At 55.1% G+C, this 15,658-nt stretch carries 11 protein-coding genes, 2 tRNA genes and 1 pseudogene; 3 read left to right on the plus strand and 11 right to left on the minus strand.

Features of this window, described 5'->3' with window-relative positions:
- Positions 1–3 precede the first annotated feature (3 nt).
- Positions 4–1,377: a dihydrolipoyl dehydrogenase family protein gene (locus NE637_RS07555; protein WP_227119493.1), complete on the plus strand. Its 1,374-nt coding sequence runs from the start codon at positions 4–6 to the stop codon at positions 1,375–1,377.
- A 25-nt stretch (positions 1,378–1,402) separates the two neighbouring features.
- Complete coding sequence (gene gcvH / locus NE637_RS07560; RefSeq protein WP_227119494.1) at positions 1,403–1,783, plus strand: glycine cleavage system protein GcvH; 381 nt, start codon at positions 1,403–1,405, stop codon at positions 1,781–1,783.
- A 204-nt stretch (positions 1,784–1,987) separates the two neighbouring features.
- On the opposite strand, the gene NE637_RS07565 is transcribed toward gcvH, so the two are convergent.
- From NE637_RS07565 to NE637_RS07580, 4 genes are all read right to left on the minus strand, one after another.
- The gene (locus NE637_RS07565) at positions 1,988–3,355 is read right to left on the minus strand and encodes an aryl-sulfate sulfotransferase (RefSeq protein ID WP_215647443.1); all 1,368 of its coding nucleotides are present in this window, start codon (positions 3,353–3,355) and stop codon (positions 1,988–1,990) included.
- A gap of 54 nt (positions 3,356–3,409) precedes the next feature.
- Positions 3,410–4,996, minus strand: coding sequence for an outer membrane homotrimeric porin (locus NE637_RS07570; RefSeq protein WP_227119495.1), 1,587 nt, complete (start codon positions 4,994–4,996; stop codon positions 3,410–3,412).
- Between the two features lie 29 nt (positions 4,997–5,025).
- Positions 5,026–6,426 (minus strand): SLC13 family permease, encoded by a 1,401-nt coding sequence (locus NE637_RS07575; RefSeq protein ID WP_227119496.1) that lies wholly within the window; start codon positions 6,424–6,426, stop codon positions 5,026–5,028.
- Positions 6,427–6,519: 93 nt separating this feature from the next.
- Entirely contained in the window at positions 6,520–7,968 is a 1,449-nt protein-coding gene (locus NE637_RS07580; protein ID WP_227119497.1) for an aryl-sulfate sulfotransferase, read from the minus strand.
- A gap of 217 nt (positions 7,969–8,185) precedes the next feature.
- On the opposite strand from NE637_RS07580, the gene NE637_RS07585 reads away from it, so the two are divergent.
- Positions 8,186–8,857, plus strand: a complete 672-nt coding sequence (locus tag NE637_RS07585; RefSeq protein WP_192113008.1) for a Crp/Fnr family transcriptional regulator — start codon at positions 8,186–8,188, stop codon at positions 8,855–8,857.
- Between the two features lie 458 nt (positions 8,858–9,315).
- On the opposite strand, the gene NE637_RS07590 is transcribed toward NE637_RS07585, so the two are convergent.
- The 7 genes and pseudogenes from NE637_RS07590 to glyQ form a co-directional block, all read right to left on the minus strand.
- Positions 9,316–9,397 (minus strand) — tRNA-Ser (locus NE637_RS07590).
- Positions 9,398–9,525: 128 nt separating this feature from the next.
- A complete protein-coding gene (locus tag NE637_RS07595; RefSeq protein WP_192113007.1) occupies positions 9,526–10,368 on the minus strand; it encodes an alpha/beta fold hydrolase in 843 nt (280 codons plus the stop codon).
- A 258-nt stretch (positions 10,369–10,626) separates the two neighbouring features.
- A pseudogene (locus tag NE637_RS07600) lies at positions 10,627–11,731 on the minus strand (IS3 family transposase).
- Between the two features lie 177 nt (positions 11,732–11,908).
- Positions 11,909–11,985 (minus strand) — tRNA-Arg (locus NE637_RS07605).
- Between the two features lie 163 nt (positions 11,986–12,148).
- A complete protein-coding gene (rpsT, locus tag NE637_RS07610; protein ID WP_192113003.1) occupies positions 12,149–12,418 on the minus strand; it encodes a 30S ribosomal protein S20 in 270 nt (89 codons plus the stop codon).
- Between the two features lie 198 nt (positions 12,419–12,616).
- Positions 12,617–14,701 (minus strand): glycine--tRNA ligase subunit beta, encoded by a 2,085-nt coding sequence (gene glyS / locus NE637_RS07615; protein ID WP_227118196.1) that lies wholly within the window; start codon positions 14,699–14,701, stop codon positions 12,617–12,619.
- A 3-nt stretch (positions 14,702–14,704) separates the two neighbouring features.
- The gene (gene glyQ / locus NE637_RS07620) at positions 14,705–15,583 is read right to left on the minus strand and encodes a glycine--tRNA ligase subunit alpha (protein WP_192113001.1); all 879 of its coding nucleotides are present in this window, start codon (positions 15,581–15,583) and stop codon (positions 14,705–14,707) included.
- Positions 15,584–15,658 lie beyond the last annotated feature (75 nt).

The following is a 15,658-nucleotide window of genomic DNA, read 5'->3' on the forward strand; positions in this document are numbered from 1 at the left end:
GTCATGCAATCTTTTGATACTGTCATTCTGGGCGGCGGCCCCGGCGGAACCACGGCAGCGCGTATTCTTGCCCAGGCGGGCAAGAGCGTTGCCCTGGTGGAAAACACACACCTTGGCGGCACCTGCCTGAACTGCGGCTGCATCCCCACCAAGATGCTGCTCGGCGCTGTGGCCCCGCTGGCGCATCTGCATGCCCAGCAACGAACCCGTGTAGCCAAGGGCGAAATTGCCGTTGACTTTGCAGCGCTCCAAACGCGCGTGAGCCGCTTCACCTCAGGAACGAGCAAAACGCTTGGCAAAAGCCTTGCCAGCATGGGCGTGACGATCTTTACCGGGCGCGGCGAAGGCATCGCGCCGGGCACAGTGCGAGTCCATGCCGAAGATGGCACTACGGATCTGACAGCCCAGCACATCATTCTGGCCTGCGGGTCATCATCAGCGGCATTTCCCGGTCTGACGCCCGATCACGATTGCGTGCTGGACAGCACCGACCTGCTGCGCATTGAATCTGTTCCTGAGAGTCTTGTCATCATTGGCGCGGGGGCCATCGGCCTTGAACTGGGTGATTTTTTCTCGGCCATGGGCTGCAAGGTGACCATAGTGGAGGCTGCGCCCCACATCGCACCTCTGGAAGATACCGATATCGCCGCAGAATTGCGCCGGGCACTGCAAAAAAACGGCATAACCTGCCACGAAGGCGCACGGGCCAAAGACTTGCGCACAGTTGACGGGCAGGCGCAGCTCACCCTGGAAGACGGCACGGTAATCAGCGCAGCCAAGGCTCTGGTGGCTGTGGGCCGCACGCCCAACACCGCCGGGCTGAACGCCCAGCAATGGGGCTGCAATCTCAACAAGCGCGGCTATGTTGAGACAAACGCCTTTCTTGAAGCCGCCCCTAACGTCTACGCCGTGGGCGACGTCAACGGCCTTGTGCTGCTGGCCCACGCTGCGGAACATCAGGCTGTGTACGTGGCGGAACGCATCCTTGGCGAAAGCGCCGGAGAATATCAGTCCGGCCCGGTGCCCTCATGCGTTTACGGGGCAATGGAAGTCATGCGCGTCGGCCAGACGGCGGAGGCCCTCCTGCGCGAAGGCAAGAACGTGGAAGTCTCCCAGGCGGCCCTGTCCCTGAATCCCATTGCGCAGGCAAGCGGCGGCACAGCCGGATTTGTCAAAACAGTCTGGAGCGATGGCAAAATTGCAGGCATTGCCGCTGTTGGCGCAGGAGTTTCACACCTTGTGATGGTGGCCCTGCTGCTGATCAAGGAAGGCTATACGGCGCAAAACCTGCACAAAGTCATGTTTGCCCATCCCACGCTGGATGAAATTGTGTCCATGTCCATTATGGCGCCCAGAGTGCGCGTGGAATCCAACTGACCCGGCTACCACCAAGGAGAATACCGTGAACTTTCCTCACGACAGAAAATATCATGCAGAACATCTGTGGGCGCAAAGCCAGCCCGACGGCACCTGCATCATCGGCATTACCGACTTTGCCCAGGATCAACTGGGCGGGGTGATCTTTGTTGACCTGCCCGCTGTGGGCGCAAGCTTCCGGCAGGGGGAATCCTGCGCTTCCATTGAATCCGTAAAGGTGACCAGCGAGGCCATCATGCCCGTCTCCGGTCAGGTTACGGCCATTAACGAAGCCCTCGCAGACGCCCCGGAACTGCTCAACGACGATCCCTACAATCAGGGATGGCTGATAAAGGTGCAACCCACGGCCCCCGATGAAGGCGGATGCATCACAGCCGAGGAATACGCTCAGGCTGTGGCAAGCTGACCTGCCCCATTGTTAAACTCCCCCAGCAATAGCCCCGAAGAATTGCCCTTCGGGGCTATTCTTTTATCACGCGGTAGCAACGTTCTTCTTCATGTGCACTCACCACGCTGCCGAAACTGACTGAACAACAATTTTTGGCGTACAAACGCACAGCCCCTGAGTCTGTAAAAGACTCAGGGGCTGTGAACTTTCGTGGAGCGGATTTTATTTTACTGCGGTGGGCTTCCAAACTTCAAAGAATTTTGGATAACCGGGCAACAACGGAGCCTTAACGCTCAGATCCTTGCCCTTGAGGCCGGGATAATCGGGAGCATAGCGATAAGCCCTGTGGATCATATTGGTAAATGTCTGATGGGCATTGGGCACGGCATCCTCACGGTCGGAGAAAACAGGTTTGGCCTGCCCTGCCATGATGGGGTTCACAAATTCCCATACAACCTCGCCTGTGGGGGTTACTTCAAAAAGATGCCCCTGATGCGTGGATGTCACAAGTACGTTGCCGTTGGGCAGTCTTTCCGCAGCGCCCTGTCGGTAGCTGAAAAAGCTGTTGGCGCCATTGGCGGCATATTGCCATACGACCTTGCCGCTGGCAGGGTCAACCTCAATCACGCGGGAGCGGTTGCCCTCGGGCCGTTCCGAGCCGTTGTCAAATATCTGCACATTACCGTTGGGCAACATGGTGGCGTTGTGTTCGCCAAAAACCTGCTGGGTGCCGTCGTAGTACCATTCGGGACGCGTCCCCTTGCCGTAGGCGGCGGGGTTGCCCCAGCGCTTGACGATTTTGCCCGACTTTTTGTCAACAATATAAAATTCGCTGAAGTTGCGGGAATTCAGCAAAATCTGGTCGGTCTTGGGCAGGTACTGCACTGTGTTGAAATGCGACCAGTCAAAGCTGTCGTATCCAGGCCCCACAGGTGTGGGCAGAGCAAAGTTGATGTCCAGTTGATCCGGGCCGGTGCCGATATGATCCCAGGCATGCCATTCCCAGACAGTCTTGCCGTTTTTATCCACCTCGCGCACAAAATCCACCCAAAAGTCGCGCACGGCCTGCCCCTTGATCTTGACTTCTTCAGGCCACGTGCCGGGCTTGCGGCCCTTGGCCTGGAATTCGGCGGGAGTTTTGCGCTCCCAGCCAAGAATCATGGTGTTGCCGTTAGGCATGCGGTCAAAGCAGTGGTGCTGGATCTCGTTTTCCGTAAGCATGGTGTACGACCACACCACATTGCCGTTCCAGTCCATTTCTTCAATAATGCCGCCTGCGCCGCCAATTTTAACCGGTTGATCCTTGGGGGCGGCTGCGCGTAGCAGATTGCCGTTGGGCAACAGCGTGGCATAGAGGCCGGGAGGGTATTTGCTCTTCCACGTGTGCACAACATCGCCGTTCATATCAATTAGATAGGTGGTTGTGCATTTGACCGTGGGCGCAAAGAGCGTGTAGCCCTTGAAGGTTTTTTCGGGCACGAGCTTGATGACGCCGGTGGGGCCGTCATGCACCTCATATGCAGGAGCCTGCGTTGACAATCCCAGGGCAAGCAGGCCTGCCAACAGGGAAATGGAAGCACGAAATCTCATGATCATATTCCTCCGAGTTCGTGAACATTGCATGTACGAAAATATCGCTCGGGTCTAAAACGAATAGACCACATTGAACGACGCCTTCCATGCATCCTTGACATTGAGGCTTGTGCCGGAGATGTTCTGGTAGTGGCCCCATACGTCATTGTCCAGCCAAAGGTGGATATAGCCCAGTTCCAGGATAAACGTCAGATTTTCCGCTGCCTTGTACTTGCTGTCGAGGTTGACTTCCATACCCGTATCGGCTGTGGTGAGATACGTGCCGAACGAGTTGAAGTCAGTGTTATTGCGGTAGATTTGCCTGCCTGAAGCATCAGTGGCATGCCGCCCGGTGATGTATGAGGCCATTTTTGTATCGTTGGTGCCGCCAAAATAGTTGACGCGCAGGGTATGGCTTAAGTCATCAAGAAAGCTCACGTCCTTGATGCGCGCGCCTACGCCCCATGTGCCGCTGGGGTTAACGCCCAGCACGCCCTTGCCGCCGCCCATGATGGGATTGCCCCGGTAGCCAAAGGTGGAGAGCGAGTTGGTCAGGTTATTGGTGGTGGCAAGGTAAGGGAGACGTTCCGAACCGTTATTGGGGTTGTCGTCATCGCCACTGAAATACCAGCCGTACAGGCCGGGAAGGCCCCAATCCAAAGCATATTCTGCCAGCAACATGCCAAACCAGCCCCGGCGGTTCAGGTCTTCCTTGCCGTGGTCAACGCTGCCGTAAATGAAATCCCATGAAATCCTGAGAGGTTCAAAGCTGGTCCACTGCCCGGTCAGCCCACCCCAGTACATGGAGCTGTAATCATCGTTCCACAATCTGGAGGTGCCCCTGGCGGAGCTAAAGGCCGCCGGGTACAAACCATCGCGCAATTCCAGACCGTCAATGGCCTGCCCGGTTATGGGATTGGTCAAGGCGACCTTTTTGCTGCCGCCAGGCATGTTGGTAACTGCGGCAGGCATGAGGCTGTTTGGCCCCATGGCGCCGCCCATGCCCCAGGGCGTAATTTTGAGTCCGTCCACCGTCACGGGCACGGTCAACGCGAACAGATCGAAATTATCCATGTAACTGGCAGGCTGTGAGGCTGTACCGCTCCAGTTGTCGTTGAGCAGGCGCATCCACACACCGGTAATGCTGACGGCATCGTTCATTTTCCACGATGCCGCTATTCCGGCCACATCGTCCTGAAAAACGGGGCTGTCCAGAGCAAATCCGGGGAGTTTTATGCCCTGAAGGCCCATGCGGAGTTTCAGCGGAGTATTGGGCACGACCCAGTCGAGATAGGCGTTTTTGACTTTGACAACGTTGCTGCCATCTGCCCCCAACGCGCCGCCCTGAGCTGCCATGCCCCACCGCTGTTCGCCAATTTCAAAAAAAACGGTGCCGGCAAGGTTCTCGGAAGCCTTGGCGTTCAGTTGCAGGTGCAACCTCTGGATAGCTTCAAACTCGTCCCTTTGCTGGTGTATGGCAGCCCACTGTTGCCCCCCAACGTTGTTGCCGTTGCGGTCCTTTCCCATGAAATTTCCGCCGTTGATGTAGTCAAAGGCAAACTGCCAACTTCCCTTGACGTCAAAATCGACCGCCCTGCACTGGGGTGCGCTTCCGAGCAGCAATCCTGCTGCCAAAAGTAATATGCCCAGCTTTTTCATCCTCCCGCCTCCTTTTGTCAGTGTGCGAGTTATCCAAGCATGCGCCAGTAGGGCATGGCCACAAAGGCCACAAACCCGCCCGTAAGCAGCATGCGCAAAGCCATGACCAGAACCATCTCTTTGAAGTTGATGTAGCCGCTGCTGAAAAAATAGAGATACAAGGCGTATTCATAGGGGAATATCAGGTTGTCCAGGCCGTACTGGAACGAAAAATACAGAATACGCGGATCCAGGCCCATCTGCATGCCGAGTTCTGTAATGGGAGCCGAGAGGGTCGAGGTGGCCGCAAGCGGCGTGAGCAGGAAGTTCAGCACAACGCCCACAACATATGAGCACACAGAGGCCAGGCAGGCCCCCGTTTCGCTGAACAGAGGCAACACAAGACCTGCCAGCCAGTGTGTGACCTTGAGGAATCCGCCCACGCTGCCGATTGCCATGCAACCCATGATGAAGAACAGCGGCGCAAAGTTGATGGAAGCCATGCGCTTGCCGTCCATAAGCCCGATACCGGGCATAAAGGCCAGCGCCGTAATGATAACCAGCACTGACCCTGCGCTCAGATGGTGCAGTTTGTCGGTGGCAAGCAGCACCAGGGTGAGGCAAAGCAGGAGAAGCGCCCGCCTTTGTTCATCCGTAACATCGCCCAGCTCGGCGTGTTTCTGCTCCACTACGGCGCACAGAACACTCCTGTTGACCGAGCTGCGCAGCACAAGCAGTACAATTGCCAGCGACATGGCCGTGTACAGCATGGCGGGAAGGAAGTTGAACTTGGCGTATTCAATCCAGCTGGTTTGAATGCCCATGACCTTGTCCACTATGCCCATGCCCATAACCAGATCGCCAGCTCCCGTAAGATAGGCCAGCTTGGTTGCCCCTACGGCAATGCAGGTGCCAAGCACAACGGCTGTGGCTTCGCGGCTTTTGGGCCTGAAATCGAGGGCATCGCACAGGCTCACCGCCACGGCGCAAAAAATTGCCGCCTTGCCCATGATGGAAGGCACAAGGGGAGAAACAATGGCGGCCCCAAGGGTAATGCCTGCAAGCGCCCCGGCAAAACTGCCGCCCGTGAGTTTGACGCACGTCAGCGCAATGCGTTTGCCAAGGCCGGTGACCTGAATGATCTTGCCTAGGGTAAAACCACCAATAACGATAATCGGCACCTCGGAAAGCCACGGAGCAAAAACCACTTTCTGTGGTGTGCTGCAAAGCAGTATGTAAAGGATGGGCAGCAGGATACCCACGGCAATGTCGTTCAGCGTATCCAGAGCCCAGGCGGTTACGGCCCAGAGCGTGACCGCCAGAAATGCGATCATGGGGGGAGTAAGGCTTTCGCTGCGGGGAAGGACGAAATACAAGGCTAGGGGGAGCGCCAGATTGATGCCCCATTTGGCAAGCAGCCCGGGCGTCAGGTCTGAAGTCTTGATAATCATGAGGATCTCCTGTGAAAGCGGGGATCATGGGTTCGCCCCGCTACTAGGCAGAGGCGAACCCGGAAGCACTTCAACGCTAATTTTCTCTAACGCCTAGCCTTTGGGATCTTCCACAGAAGCCACGCAAAGCGCGTTACTGCCTTCGTAGGGCTGGCAGCCCTCAACGGTCACTTCTTTGGCGCGGTCTCCGGCTGCGGCTGCCCCGGGCACACGGAAGGTAGAAACATTCAGCGGTTCAATGGGGGTTTCTACTGGCTTTTCCACCTGCGGCACCCATTCGTAAGGCACGCGGTATGCGCGGTAGGTCATATTCATGGGCACATGCTTGCCCCAGTAAGGTGAAATAAATTCCCACACGATTTCGTGGTTGGGGGTAACCTCGAATACGCGCCCGTCAGAACCTTCGGTGATGAGGGTATTGCCGTTGGGCAGGCGCTGCATGCCGCTGATAAAGGGGCTGTAGAAGCGGTTGCTGTCCATGGGTTCAAGGAATCCGGCTTCCTTGGGTGTGTACTGCCAGACAATCTTGAGAGAAACCGGGTCTATCTCAAGAACGCGGGAATGGTCGCGCAGGGCTGCTTTCACGCCCGTGGGCGAGCCGGGATTGGGCACGTCGTAGCCGCCCCAGCCGCCGTTGTCGAAAACAAGGATGTTGCCAGCGCCCGGCAAGCCGTGCGGCACCATGTGCGCATGGTGCTGGCCGATGATCCAGCCAATGGCCTTGAGCTCGGGGGAGGTGTCGTAGTCCGGCCCGATCTTCCAGGTGATCTTTCCGGTCTTTTTGCTGATGATGAAGATGATGTTTGCCTCGCGTCCATCAACAATAATGTTTTCAGGATGAAAGCGTTCATCGCCAGCATCGTACCATTTGTTGGGGCCAAGCACAGACATGGAGTTGATGTGCATCCAGTCGCCCATGCCTTCGGGCTGGGTCGGACGGTAGTTGGGGTTACGGCAAAGCGTATTTTTGGGGCCTTCGCGGAAACCCATTTCGTCGAAATGCTCGTTGCACGACCATTCCCAGAGGATGTTCCCTTCCCAGTCCACCTCAAGGATGAGGTCATCAAGCAGCTGCTTGTCGCTGATTGCGCTATTTCGCACGTTGCGGTGCGCCAGGATAAGGGTTTTGCCTTCAAGCGCCTTGGGGTCCATGCCGGGGGCATAGTAGCCCACGGGGTTGCCTTCGCGCTGAAAGTCGTGGTGATAACGTGCAAGCCAGCGGCCAGGATAGCCAGGATCTTCAACAAATTCATTTTGATCGAATTTCCATACTATGTTGCCGTCCCAGTCAACCTGGACAACATCAAGGCCGTCCTGCACACTGAATTTACCACTGCGGCGTCCTCTGCTTGTCACAAGGTACCCGCCGGGGAAAATTTTATTGGGCATACCGTGAACGCCCTTCCAGACATTTATTTCATGTCCGTTCATATCCATAAGCACAGCGCCAACTTCCTGAGCCTGAAAGATGGTGTACCCGCCCCAGCATTTTTCAGGTTTGAATATGGTAACGCCTGTGGGGTAAATTGTTGGATGGCCCATATTAAATTCCTCCAGATCAATTGATGTTTGCGGAATGCGCCAATATCCAGCAGAAGGCGAGGAACAGCGCACAAGGTATTTGATCCACTCTATGGGGCAGGATAGTACCGATTCAGGGAAGGCACGTGTTTCATTTGCAACATTTTTCACAATTAATTGCATTTTGGAGCAAAACCCTGTTATCAGAATGCCAGAGCAACTGTTCTAAGGAGGCAAAATGGAAAATCGCGGCATCAATTGTGGACGCAGCCTGGCCTTCAAGGAAATGCGCGAAATGAACTCCAGCTGGCGTTCTGTACTGCATCTGGGGCGAAAGCTGGTTTGGCCCAAGGGGCATCGCGTACCCTTTGGGCAGGAATTGTACTTTTTGGATCGAGGCAGGGTTCGGCTGACGAATCAGAACATGGAAGGGGTAGAAAAAATCCTCTGGTACATTCACGAGGGATGCGTTTTTGGTGAAACGCCGTTTTTTGATCCCATGCCTGCCGAGAGTTATTTTTCGTGTGCAACCAGTTGCGTGAGCTATGCCTTTACGGCTGAAAATGTAGAAGAAATCTGCAAGGACTATCCCCACCTGCTCATCAATCTGTTGTGCTCCATGTCCCGAAAATTGCGGGTGCTCTCAAATCAGGCTTCGTCTCTCTACCTTGATAACGTGCTGGCCCGTACCTGCAAATTTTTGGCGCAGCACATAATCCCCGGCAGCGACCCCCTCACAGCCAATATGGGCGTTTCCAAGCAGGAGATGGCCAGCCTTTTGGGCGTACACAGAATTTCCTTGTACAAAATCTTGCGACAGCAGGAGGAAAGCGGTCTGTTCGGGCCATTCTCCGGCAAAACCGTAACAATTCTGCGCCCTGAAGAATTTTTTATGCTGGCAAGGAGCTGATGCGCTTCGACATAAAGACAAAAAAGTCACTTTGCGGTGATGCATTGCGGCCAGTTGCCGCACAGCGGGAGATCTGCGCGCGCAGATTGTGCAGGTTCCTGCCAAAAACACGAGACAAGCTGATTCATTAGGCAAAATACAGTCCCATCGCAGCTCGCCTCTGGCGAAAGAGTGCCGGCATCAGTTTGGTTGCCATTAAGATAAATGGGAATTGACCACCACGCTGCGGCAAGAGGTTTCCACGCAAATTTCTCTTGCATGAGAGTTCACCACTCTCCCCCGCCTCGCCGCAACTGTATGTCATGAGAGATTTGTGTGCCTTCTGCACTGATGAAATGGCTGATGGACGAGCTGTCAACTGAACGGCTTTAGCCTTTAGCACTAAACTGTTATGGTCCCCCAACCGTCACCAAAACAAAAAGCCCTTACAGTGATTAACTGTAAGGGCTTGCATTTTCTGGTGCGCCCGAAGAGATTCAAACTCCTGCCTACAGGTTCGTAGCCAGCCAAAGCATAAATTGGCGCACCCTACGAAAACGCCAAAATCAATGGCAACAAGCTGCAAAAATTAATTTTTCCCACCTGTAGTTGTATCAACTTGCATCAATTTTATTCAACTTAAATCAAATTCTGGGGCTAAAGAGTGGCTAAAATGACCTTGCCCCACTTTATGGATTTTGCTTGGCAGGAACCGTCTCGTCCATTGCCAAGAAGGTCAAGACAATCTGGGTGAAGGCGGATGGGGCTTCATATTGCAAATGGTGCGATCCACCTTTGAACTGAACTAACCAAGCTCCAGGTATCAAACTGGCAAGAATTTTCGAGCTCTTCGTTCCCACAACAGTATCCGCCGTTCCAACCAGCAGCATGACTGGATTTTTAATCAGCGACATTTTTTCCAAAGGAGTCTTCCACGCAATGGCTGCCTGAAGCTGTTTCTTTATCGTAGGATTGTCAGGTAAAGCCATGTGCTTTAAAGCTGTGGCAACGGCTTTTCCATCGATTGAAGTGGCATGGATTATGGCTTTATTGAAGCGCTCGGAATAGTAAAGAAGTAAATTCTGCGTGGTCACACTAGACTGAGAATATCCAAGTACATTTGTTTTTTTGACTTCAAGTGAATCCATCAGGCCAATAACGTCTTGGGCAAAGAGACGATAAGTAAATTGTTGACCATTATCCGTAGTATACCCCATTCCCCTGTTGTCCATGAGGATCAATTGATATTTTTTTGATGCTTCTTCGATAAATTCTGGTTCCCACCTCTCCATGGTTGCCCCTAGTCCTGTAATCAACAGCAGCGGCTCGCCTGTACCTATCAACTTATATCCTATTTTGATCCCGTTAGCGTTTATCTGATAGATGTCATGTCCCTTGGCATCTACAGCAATTTTTTCACCAACCGGCACAATATCTTTGGCCAAAGTGATAGAAGTGTGTATCCACCCCAAGATGACCAGCAAGCATGAAACGAAAAGGGTGATGCCTGTGAGTTTTGAACGATGGATCATAGTTATACCATCCGGTGTAATAGGTAGACTCTGAGGTGGTCCGGTTTTTGGACAGGTTGGCGACGTTGTTAAGCTCTAGCCCGGTTTGTCTTATGCCGCCTTTAGGGTTGGATTCTTTCATAGTATACTTCAATTAGCCGACGGCCGTCAAAAGCTGTATGCGGGAGCTACTCGTTATAGAACTGAAACCAGTCTCTAAGTATTTTAGGGGCTTGCCTGCCTGTTTGACCTTACCCCACTGCGTATACCACTTGTAAGTTAGTGATTCTCAATGGGTTGCAGGTTATAATTCTTTGCCCGAAATTCTTCTGGTGTCAGCCAGCCTAAGGAACTGTGCGGTCGCCGCTGGTTTGTATCCTGCCGCAGGCTTCGACTGTTCTGCGGGCATTGTGCAGGGACAGAAACACGTTCTGATTTAAGCACTCATCTCGGAATTTTCTGTTAAAGCTTTCAATGTGTCCATTATCTGTGGGTTTCCCTGGACGAGTGAACTCTATCTGCACGCCGTGTTCAAAAGCCCATGTATCCAGGGCATTACCGCTAACTTCTGGCCCGTTATCAACCTTGATACGTTGCGGCAGCCGACCTTGAAGGCGTAGTCTTTCAAGAATTCTCACTACCCGCACTCCAGGCAATTCATATCCACTTCGAGCGCGGGGCTTGAACGATCCCATAGATCGGCAATTGTCAAAATCCGGATGCGCCGCCCACCCATAAGGGAATCGCTCACAAAATCCATCGCCCATTGTTCATCCGGGCCAGCAGGGCCAGCCTGGACAATACGGGCATGGCTTGGACGCTTCACGCGTTTGCGGATACGCAACGAAAGGTTTTCTTCCTGGTAAATCCTTTCTGTCCGCTTGTGGTTCTGCACCAGCCCTTCCCGGCGCAATAACTCATGCAGGGGCGGAGAACCGAAACGCCGCCGATCTTCCTGCCAGTTCCAGCATCCGAGTCCGCAAAAGAAGATCACGGTCTTCAGATGGTGATCGCCTGGCTGAACTGCGGTTAAACTGAATCACTCGGCAAGCCCGCTGCTCGGAGTAGCCATGCGCAGCCTGAATGTGATGCACGGCATCCCTGTTGGCTGCGGACTTCAAAAATTTTTTGAGATCACGTCCTTCAGGACGACAATATCAAGTGCCTGCTCGCCTACAAGTCTTTTCAGCCGTGCGTTTTCTTCCTCCAACTGGCGTAATCGCTTTGCGTCAGAGATGTTCATTCCACCGAACTTGCTGCGTCACTTGTAAAAGGTCGCATCCGAGATGCCATGCTGACGGCATAGATCGACAACGCGAACTCCAGCCTCGGCTTGCCGCAAGATTCCAATAATCTGTTCTTCGGTGAATCTGCTACTTTTCATTCTTGTGCTCCTCTGTCAGGAACACTAACTTTTCAATGGCATACTTTTCGGGGGGAGGGTCAATCGTCACGCACCTACAGGGATCAGACCTGTAGCGTTTGTGGCTAAAATGTGGTCAAAAGTGAGCAAGACGCAAAAAAGCCCTTACGGTGATTTACCGTAAGGGCTTGAATTTACTGGTGCGCCCGAAGAGATTCGAACTCCTGACCTACAGGTTCGTAGCCTGTTGCTCTATCCAGCTGAGCTACGAGCGCGTTCAACGAAGAGGAAACTAACGCAAGTCACAGTCGCCGTCAAGCTTTTTTTCAAAATAGTTTTTGAAAAGCCTGTGAACTTGTTAAAAATTATTATCTGCAACTTCCCGTAAGGGAATGTGCTTGCCCCTTGGGCAAGCACGCCTCAAACCAATAAAGAAAACTACTGGGCGCTGATGCCGTTAACGGCATGAGCCAGACGCGAAATCTTGCGTGCGGCCTTCTTCCAGTGCAGGGCACCCTTACCGGCAGCCTTGGCGAGCACGGAAGTGGCGCTGGACAGAGCTTCGCTGGCCTGGCCCTGTTCGTTGTTCTGGATGGCGGCGCGAACCTGCTTGATGGCATTCTTCACGCGGGTACGGGCGGCGCGATTGCGGCCTGCCCGCTGCAAGCTCTGCTTGTGACGCTTGAGGGCTGACTTATGGTTGGCCACTTTGAATCCTCCACATATGTTGGGCTTGCCCGCGCAAGCCATGAAAACAAAAGTTAGCGCGTTGTCGCGAAGAAGGGTTCTTACCACTGGCACGATTAGCTGTCAAGCAATCGTGTCTTTTTATCTAATATTTTCTTGTTTGAGGGAGAGGGGAACCGTCAAAAGCTCCCCTCTCCCCCGGTAAAACCATTGAACAACCTACATCTGCAAGGCCGAAAAATCGGCCAGACGCGCAAACCGCGAGCCAAGGCCGCGCAGCATGCTCAACCTGTTGCGGCGCAGATCCGCATCATCGCACATAACCATCACACCAGCAAAAAAGGCGTCCACAGCGGGGCGCACCGCGCTCAGGCAGGCCAGTGCCGCGGCATGATCGTGAGCGGCCCACAGGGCATCAAGGCGGGGCAGCATTTCTTCCAGCGTGGATGCCAGCGCCTTTTCCGCGTCTTCACGCAGCAAGGCAGGATCCCAGTGGTCAGAAAGTTCCTCGGCCTGACCCTGCTTGCGCAGGATATTGGCAACGCGCTTGAAGGTCTGCACCGCAGGTTCGTAGTCCGCCGTCTGACTAAAGGCCGCCAGCGCAGCAAGACGAGCGCCGCAGTCCTTCACGTCTTCTGCGCCCGCGCCAAGGGCCGCATCCACCAGCAGCGTGTCCTGTCCCTGACTCATGAAATAGTTGCGCAAACGCGCCGCAAAAAATTCCATGAGCTTGTCCAGGGCATCGTGCGGGGCAAGCTTCCACTGGCGATCGCCATAAAGCTGTTGCGCCTTGGCAAAGAACTGCCGCACGTCAACCGCAAGACCGAAATCGAGCATGATGCGGATGATGCCCAGCGCACAGCGCCGCAGGCCGTTGGGGTCGGCAGCGCCAGTGGGGATCATGCCGAGGCCGAAGCAACCCGCGAGGGTGTCGGCCTTGTCCGCCATAGAGAGCAGCGCGCCAGCAAGGCTCTTGGGCAGCGGAGAATCCGGCCCGGCGGGCAGATACTGTTCGCCCAGAGCTTCGGCCACGGCCTTGCTCTCGCCTTTGCGGCCTGCATAGATGCCGCCCATGATACCCTGAAGGGTATCAAACTCGCCCACAAGGCCGCTCACCAGATCCGCCTTTGAAAGGCGTCCGGCGCGCGCGGCATCGTCAGCAAGCTCGGGCGCGCAGCTTTCGGCAAGCCAGCGGCACAGAGCTTCAAGCCTGCGGGTTTTGTCGCCCATGCTGCCAAGCCCGCCGATAAAGATGACCGTATCCAGCTTTTGCAGCCAGTGATCAAAGGTATCGCGCAGGTCGGCCTGCCAGAAAAAGCGGGCGTCTTCAAGCCGGGCACGCAGCACGCGTTCCCAGCCGCGCTTGACCACGCCCATGTCCTCGGGGGTGAGGTTCAGCACGGTGAGAAAATGCGGCAGCAGTTCGCCGTTGGCTCCTTCAATACCAAAGCTCTTCTGGTGGCTTTCCATGCTAGTAAGCAGCACTTCGCGCGGCACCTCAAGATAGGCGGGATCAAAATCGGCCAGCAGCGGCACCGGGTGCTCGGCAAGGCCCTGCACTTCGTCCAGCAGGCTGTCTTTCCACAGCACCTTGCCACCAGCGGCAGCCGCCTGGGCATTGCCGCCCTCAATGATGACATTGCGGCGTTGGGCAGGATCAATGGTAATGGCGCAGGGTCCGGCGAGGGTGGCCATAAATTCATTGGCATGCGCCACAGCAAAGGGGCCAGCGCCGTGGATGCGGTGCCCGCAGGTCTCACGACCAGAGGTCATGGGGCCAACGGAAAAGGGCACCACTTCATCGTCAAGCAACGCCAGTATCCAGCGCAGCGGACGGGCATAGGCCAGCGAATATGCACCCCAGCGCATGCGTTTCTGGAACGAAAGCGCGGTAATCACCGAGGGGCAGATATCAGCAAGCAAGCCGGCTGCGGGCGCGCCGCCGGTGCGTTTGCGCACGGCCACGTATTCGCCCTTGTCCGTTTCCACACGAAAAACGTCTTCAAGAGCGCAGGCATTGGTGCGCACAAAACCCTCAAGGGCCTTGGTGGGCTTGCCTTCGGCGTCATAGGCCACGCGCACGGGCGGGCCGGAGACCACCTCTTCCCTCTCCACCTGCACAGGGTTGAGATTTTCAACAATCACCACCGCGCGCCGGGGCGTGCTCATGACGCGCAGCGCGCCGTATTCAAGCCCGGCCTCGTCCAGAGCGCCGCTAAAACGGGAGGCCAGCTCCCCTTCTTCGGGGGCCAGAAAACGGGAAGGCAACTCTTCGCTGCCGATTTCAAGCACAAAGGTCGCCACGGCTTACCTCGCATCCTTTTTGAGCATGGGATAGCCCAGTTCTTCACGCTGGGCTGCGTACAGTCGCGCCACTCCAGCCGCCAAGGCGCGCACCCTGCCGATATAGCCGGTGCGTTCCGTGATGGAGATGGCTCCTCTGGCGTCCAGAAGGTTGAATGTATGCGAGCACTTGAGGCAGTAATCATAGGCAGGCCAAGGCAACCCCTGCTCCAGCAGGGCTTTGCACTGACCTTCAAAATCGCTGAAATGCCGCAACAGCATTTCAGGATTGCTGGCCTCAAAGTTGTGGCGTGACTGCTCCACTTCATTCTGGTGGTAGATGTGACCGTAGGTGACGTTTTTGTTCCAGGCCAGATCATACACGGATTCAACGCCCTGCAAGTACATGGTAAGGCGCTCAAGGCCGTAGGTCAGTTCCACGCTGATGGGCGAAAGGTCAATGCCGCCCACCTGCTGAAAATAGGTGAACTGGCTCACTTCCATACCATTGAGCCACACTTCCCAGCCAAGGCCCCAGGCGCCCAGGGTGGGGGATTCCCAGTCGTCTTCCACAAAACGGATGTCGTGCTGCGCGGGATTGATGCCCAGCGCCTTGAGGCTTTGCAGATACAGATCCTGCACGTTGTCCGGCGAGGGCTTCATGATCACCTGAAACTGGAAATACCGTTGCAGGCGGTTGGGATTTTCGCCGTAGCGGCCGTCCGTAGGACGGCGGGAGGGTTCCACATAGGCCACGCTCCACGGTTCCGGCCCAATAACCCTCAAAAACGTGTTGGGGTTGAACGTACCGGCACCGCATTCCACACCCGAAGGCTGTTCGATGACGCAACCCTGGTTGGCCCAGTAGTTCTGCAAAGTTAAAATGACATCCTGAAAATACATGCGCTGTCCTTTGTTCGTAGCCTTTTTCAGACGCATACGCGCGGCTGTTCAATAATCGCCGCCCCAAACCATCCC

This window comes from Desulfovibrio desulfuricans (genome assembly GCF_024460775.1).
In the GTDB taxonomy this organism is placed as follows: Bacteria; Desulfobacterota; Desulfovibrionia; order Desulfovibrionales; family Desulfovibrionaceae; genus Desulfovibrio; species Desulfovibrio desulfuricans_E.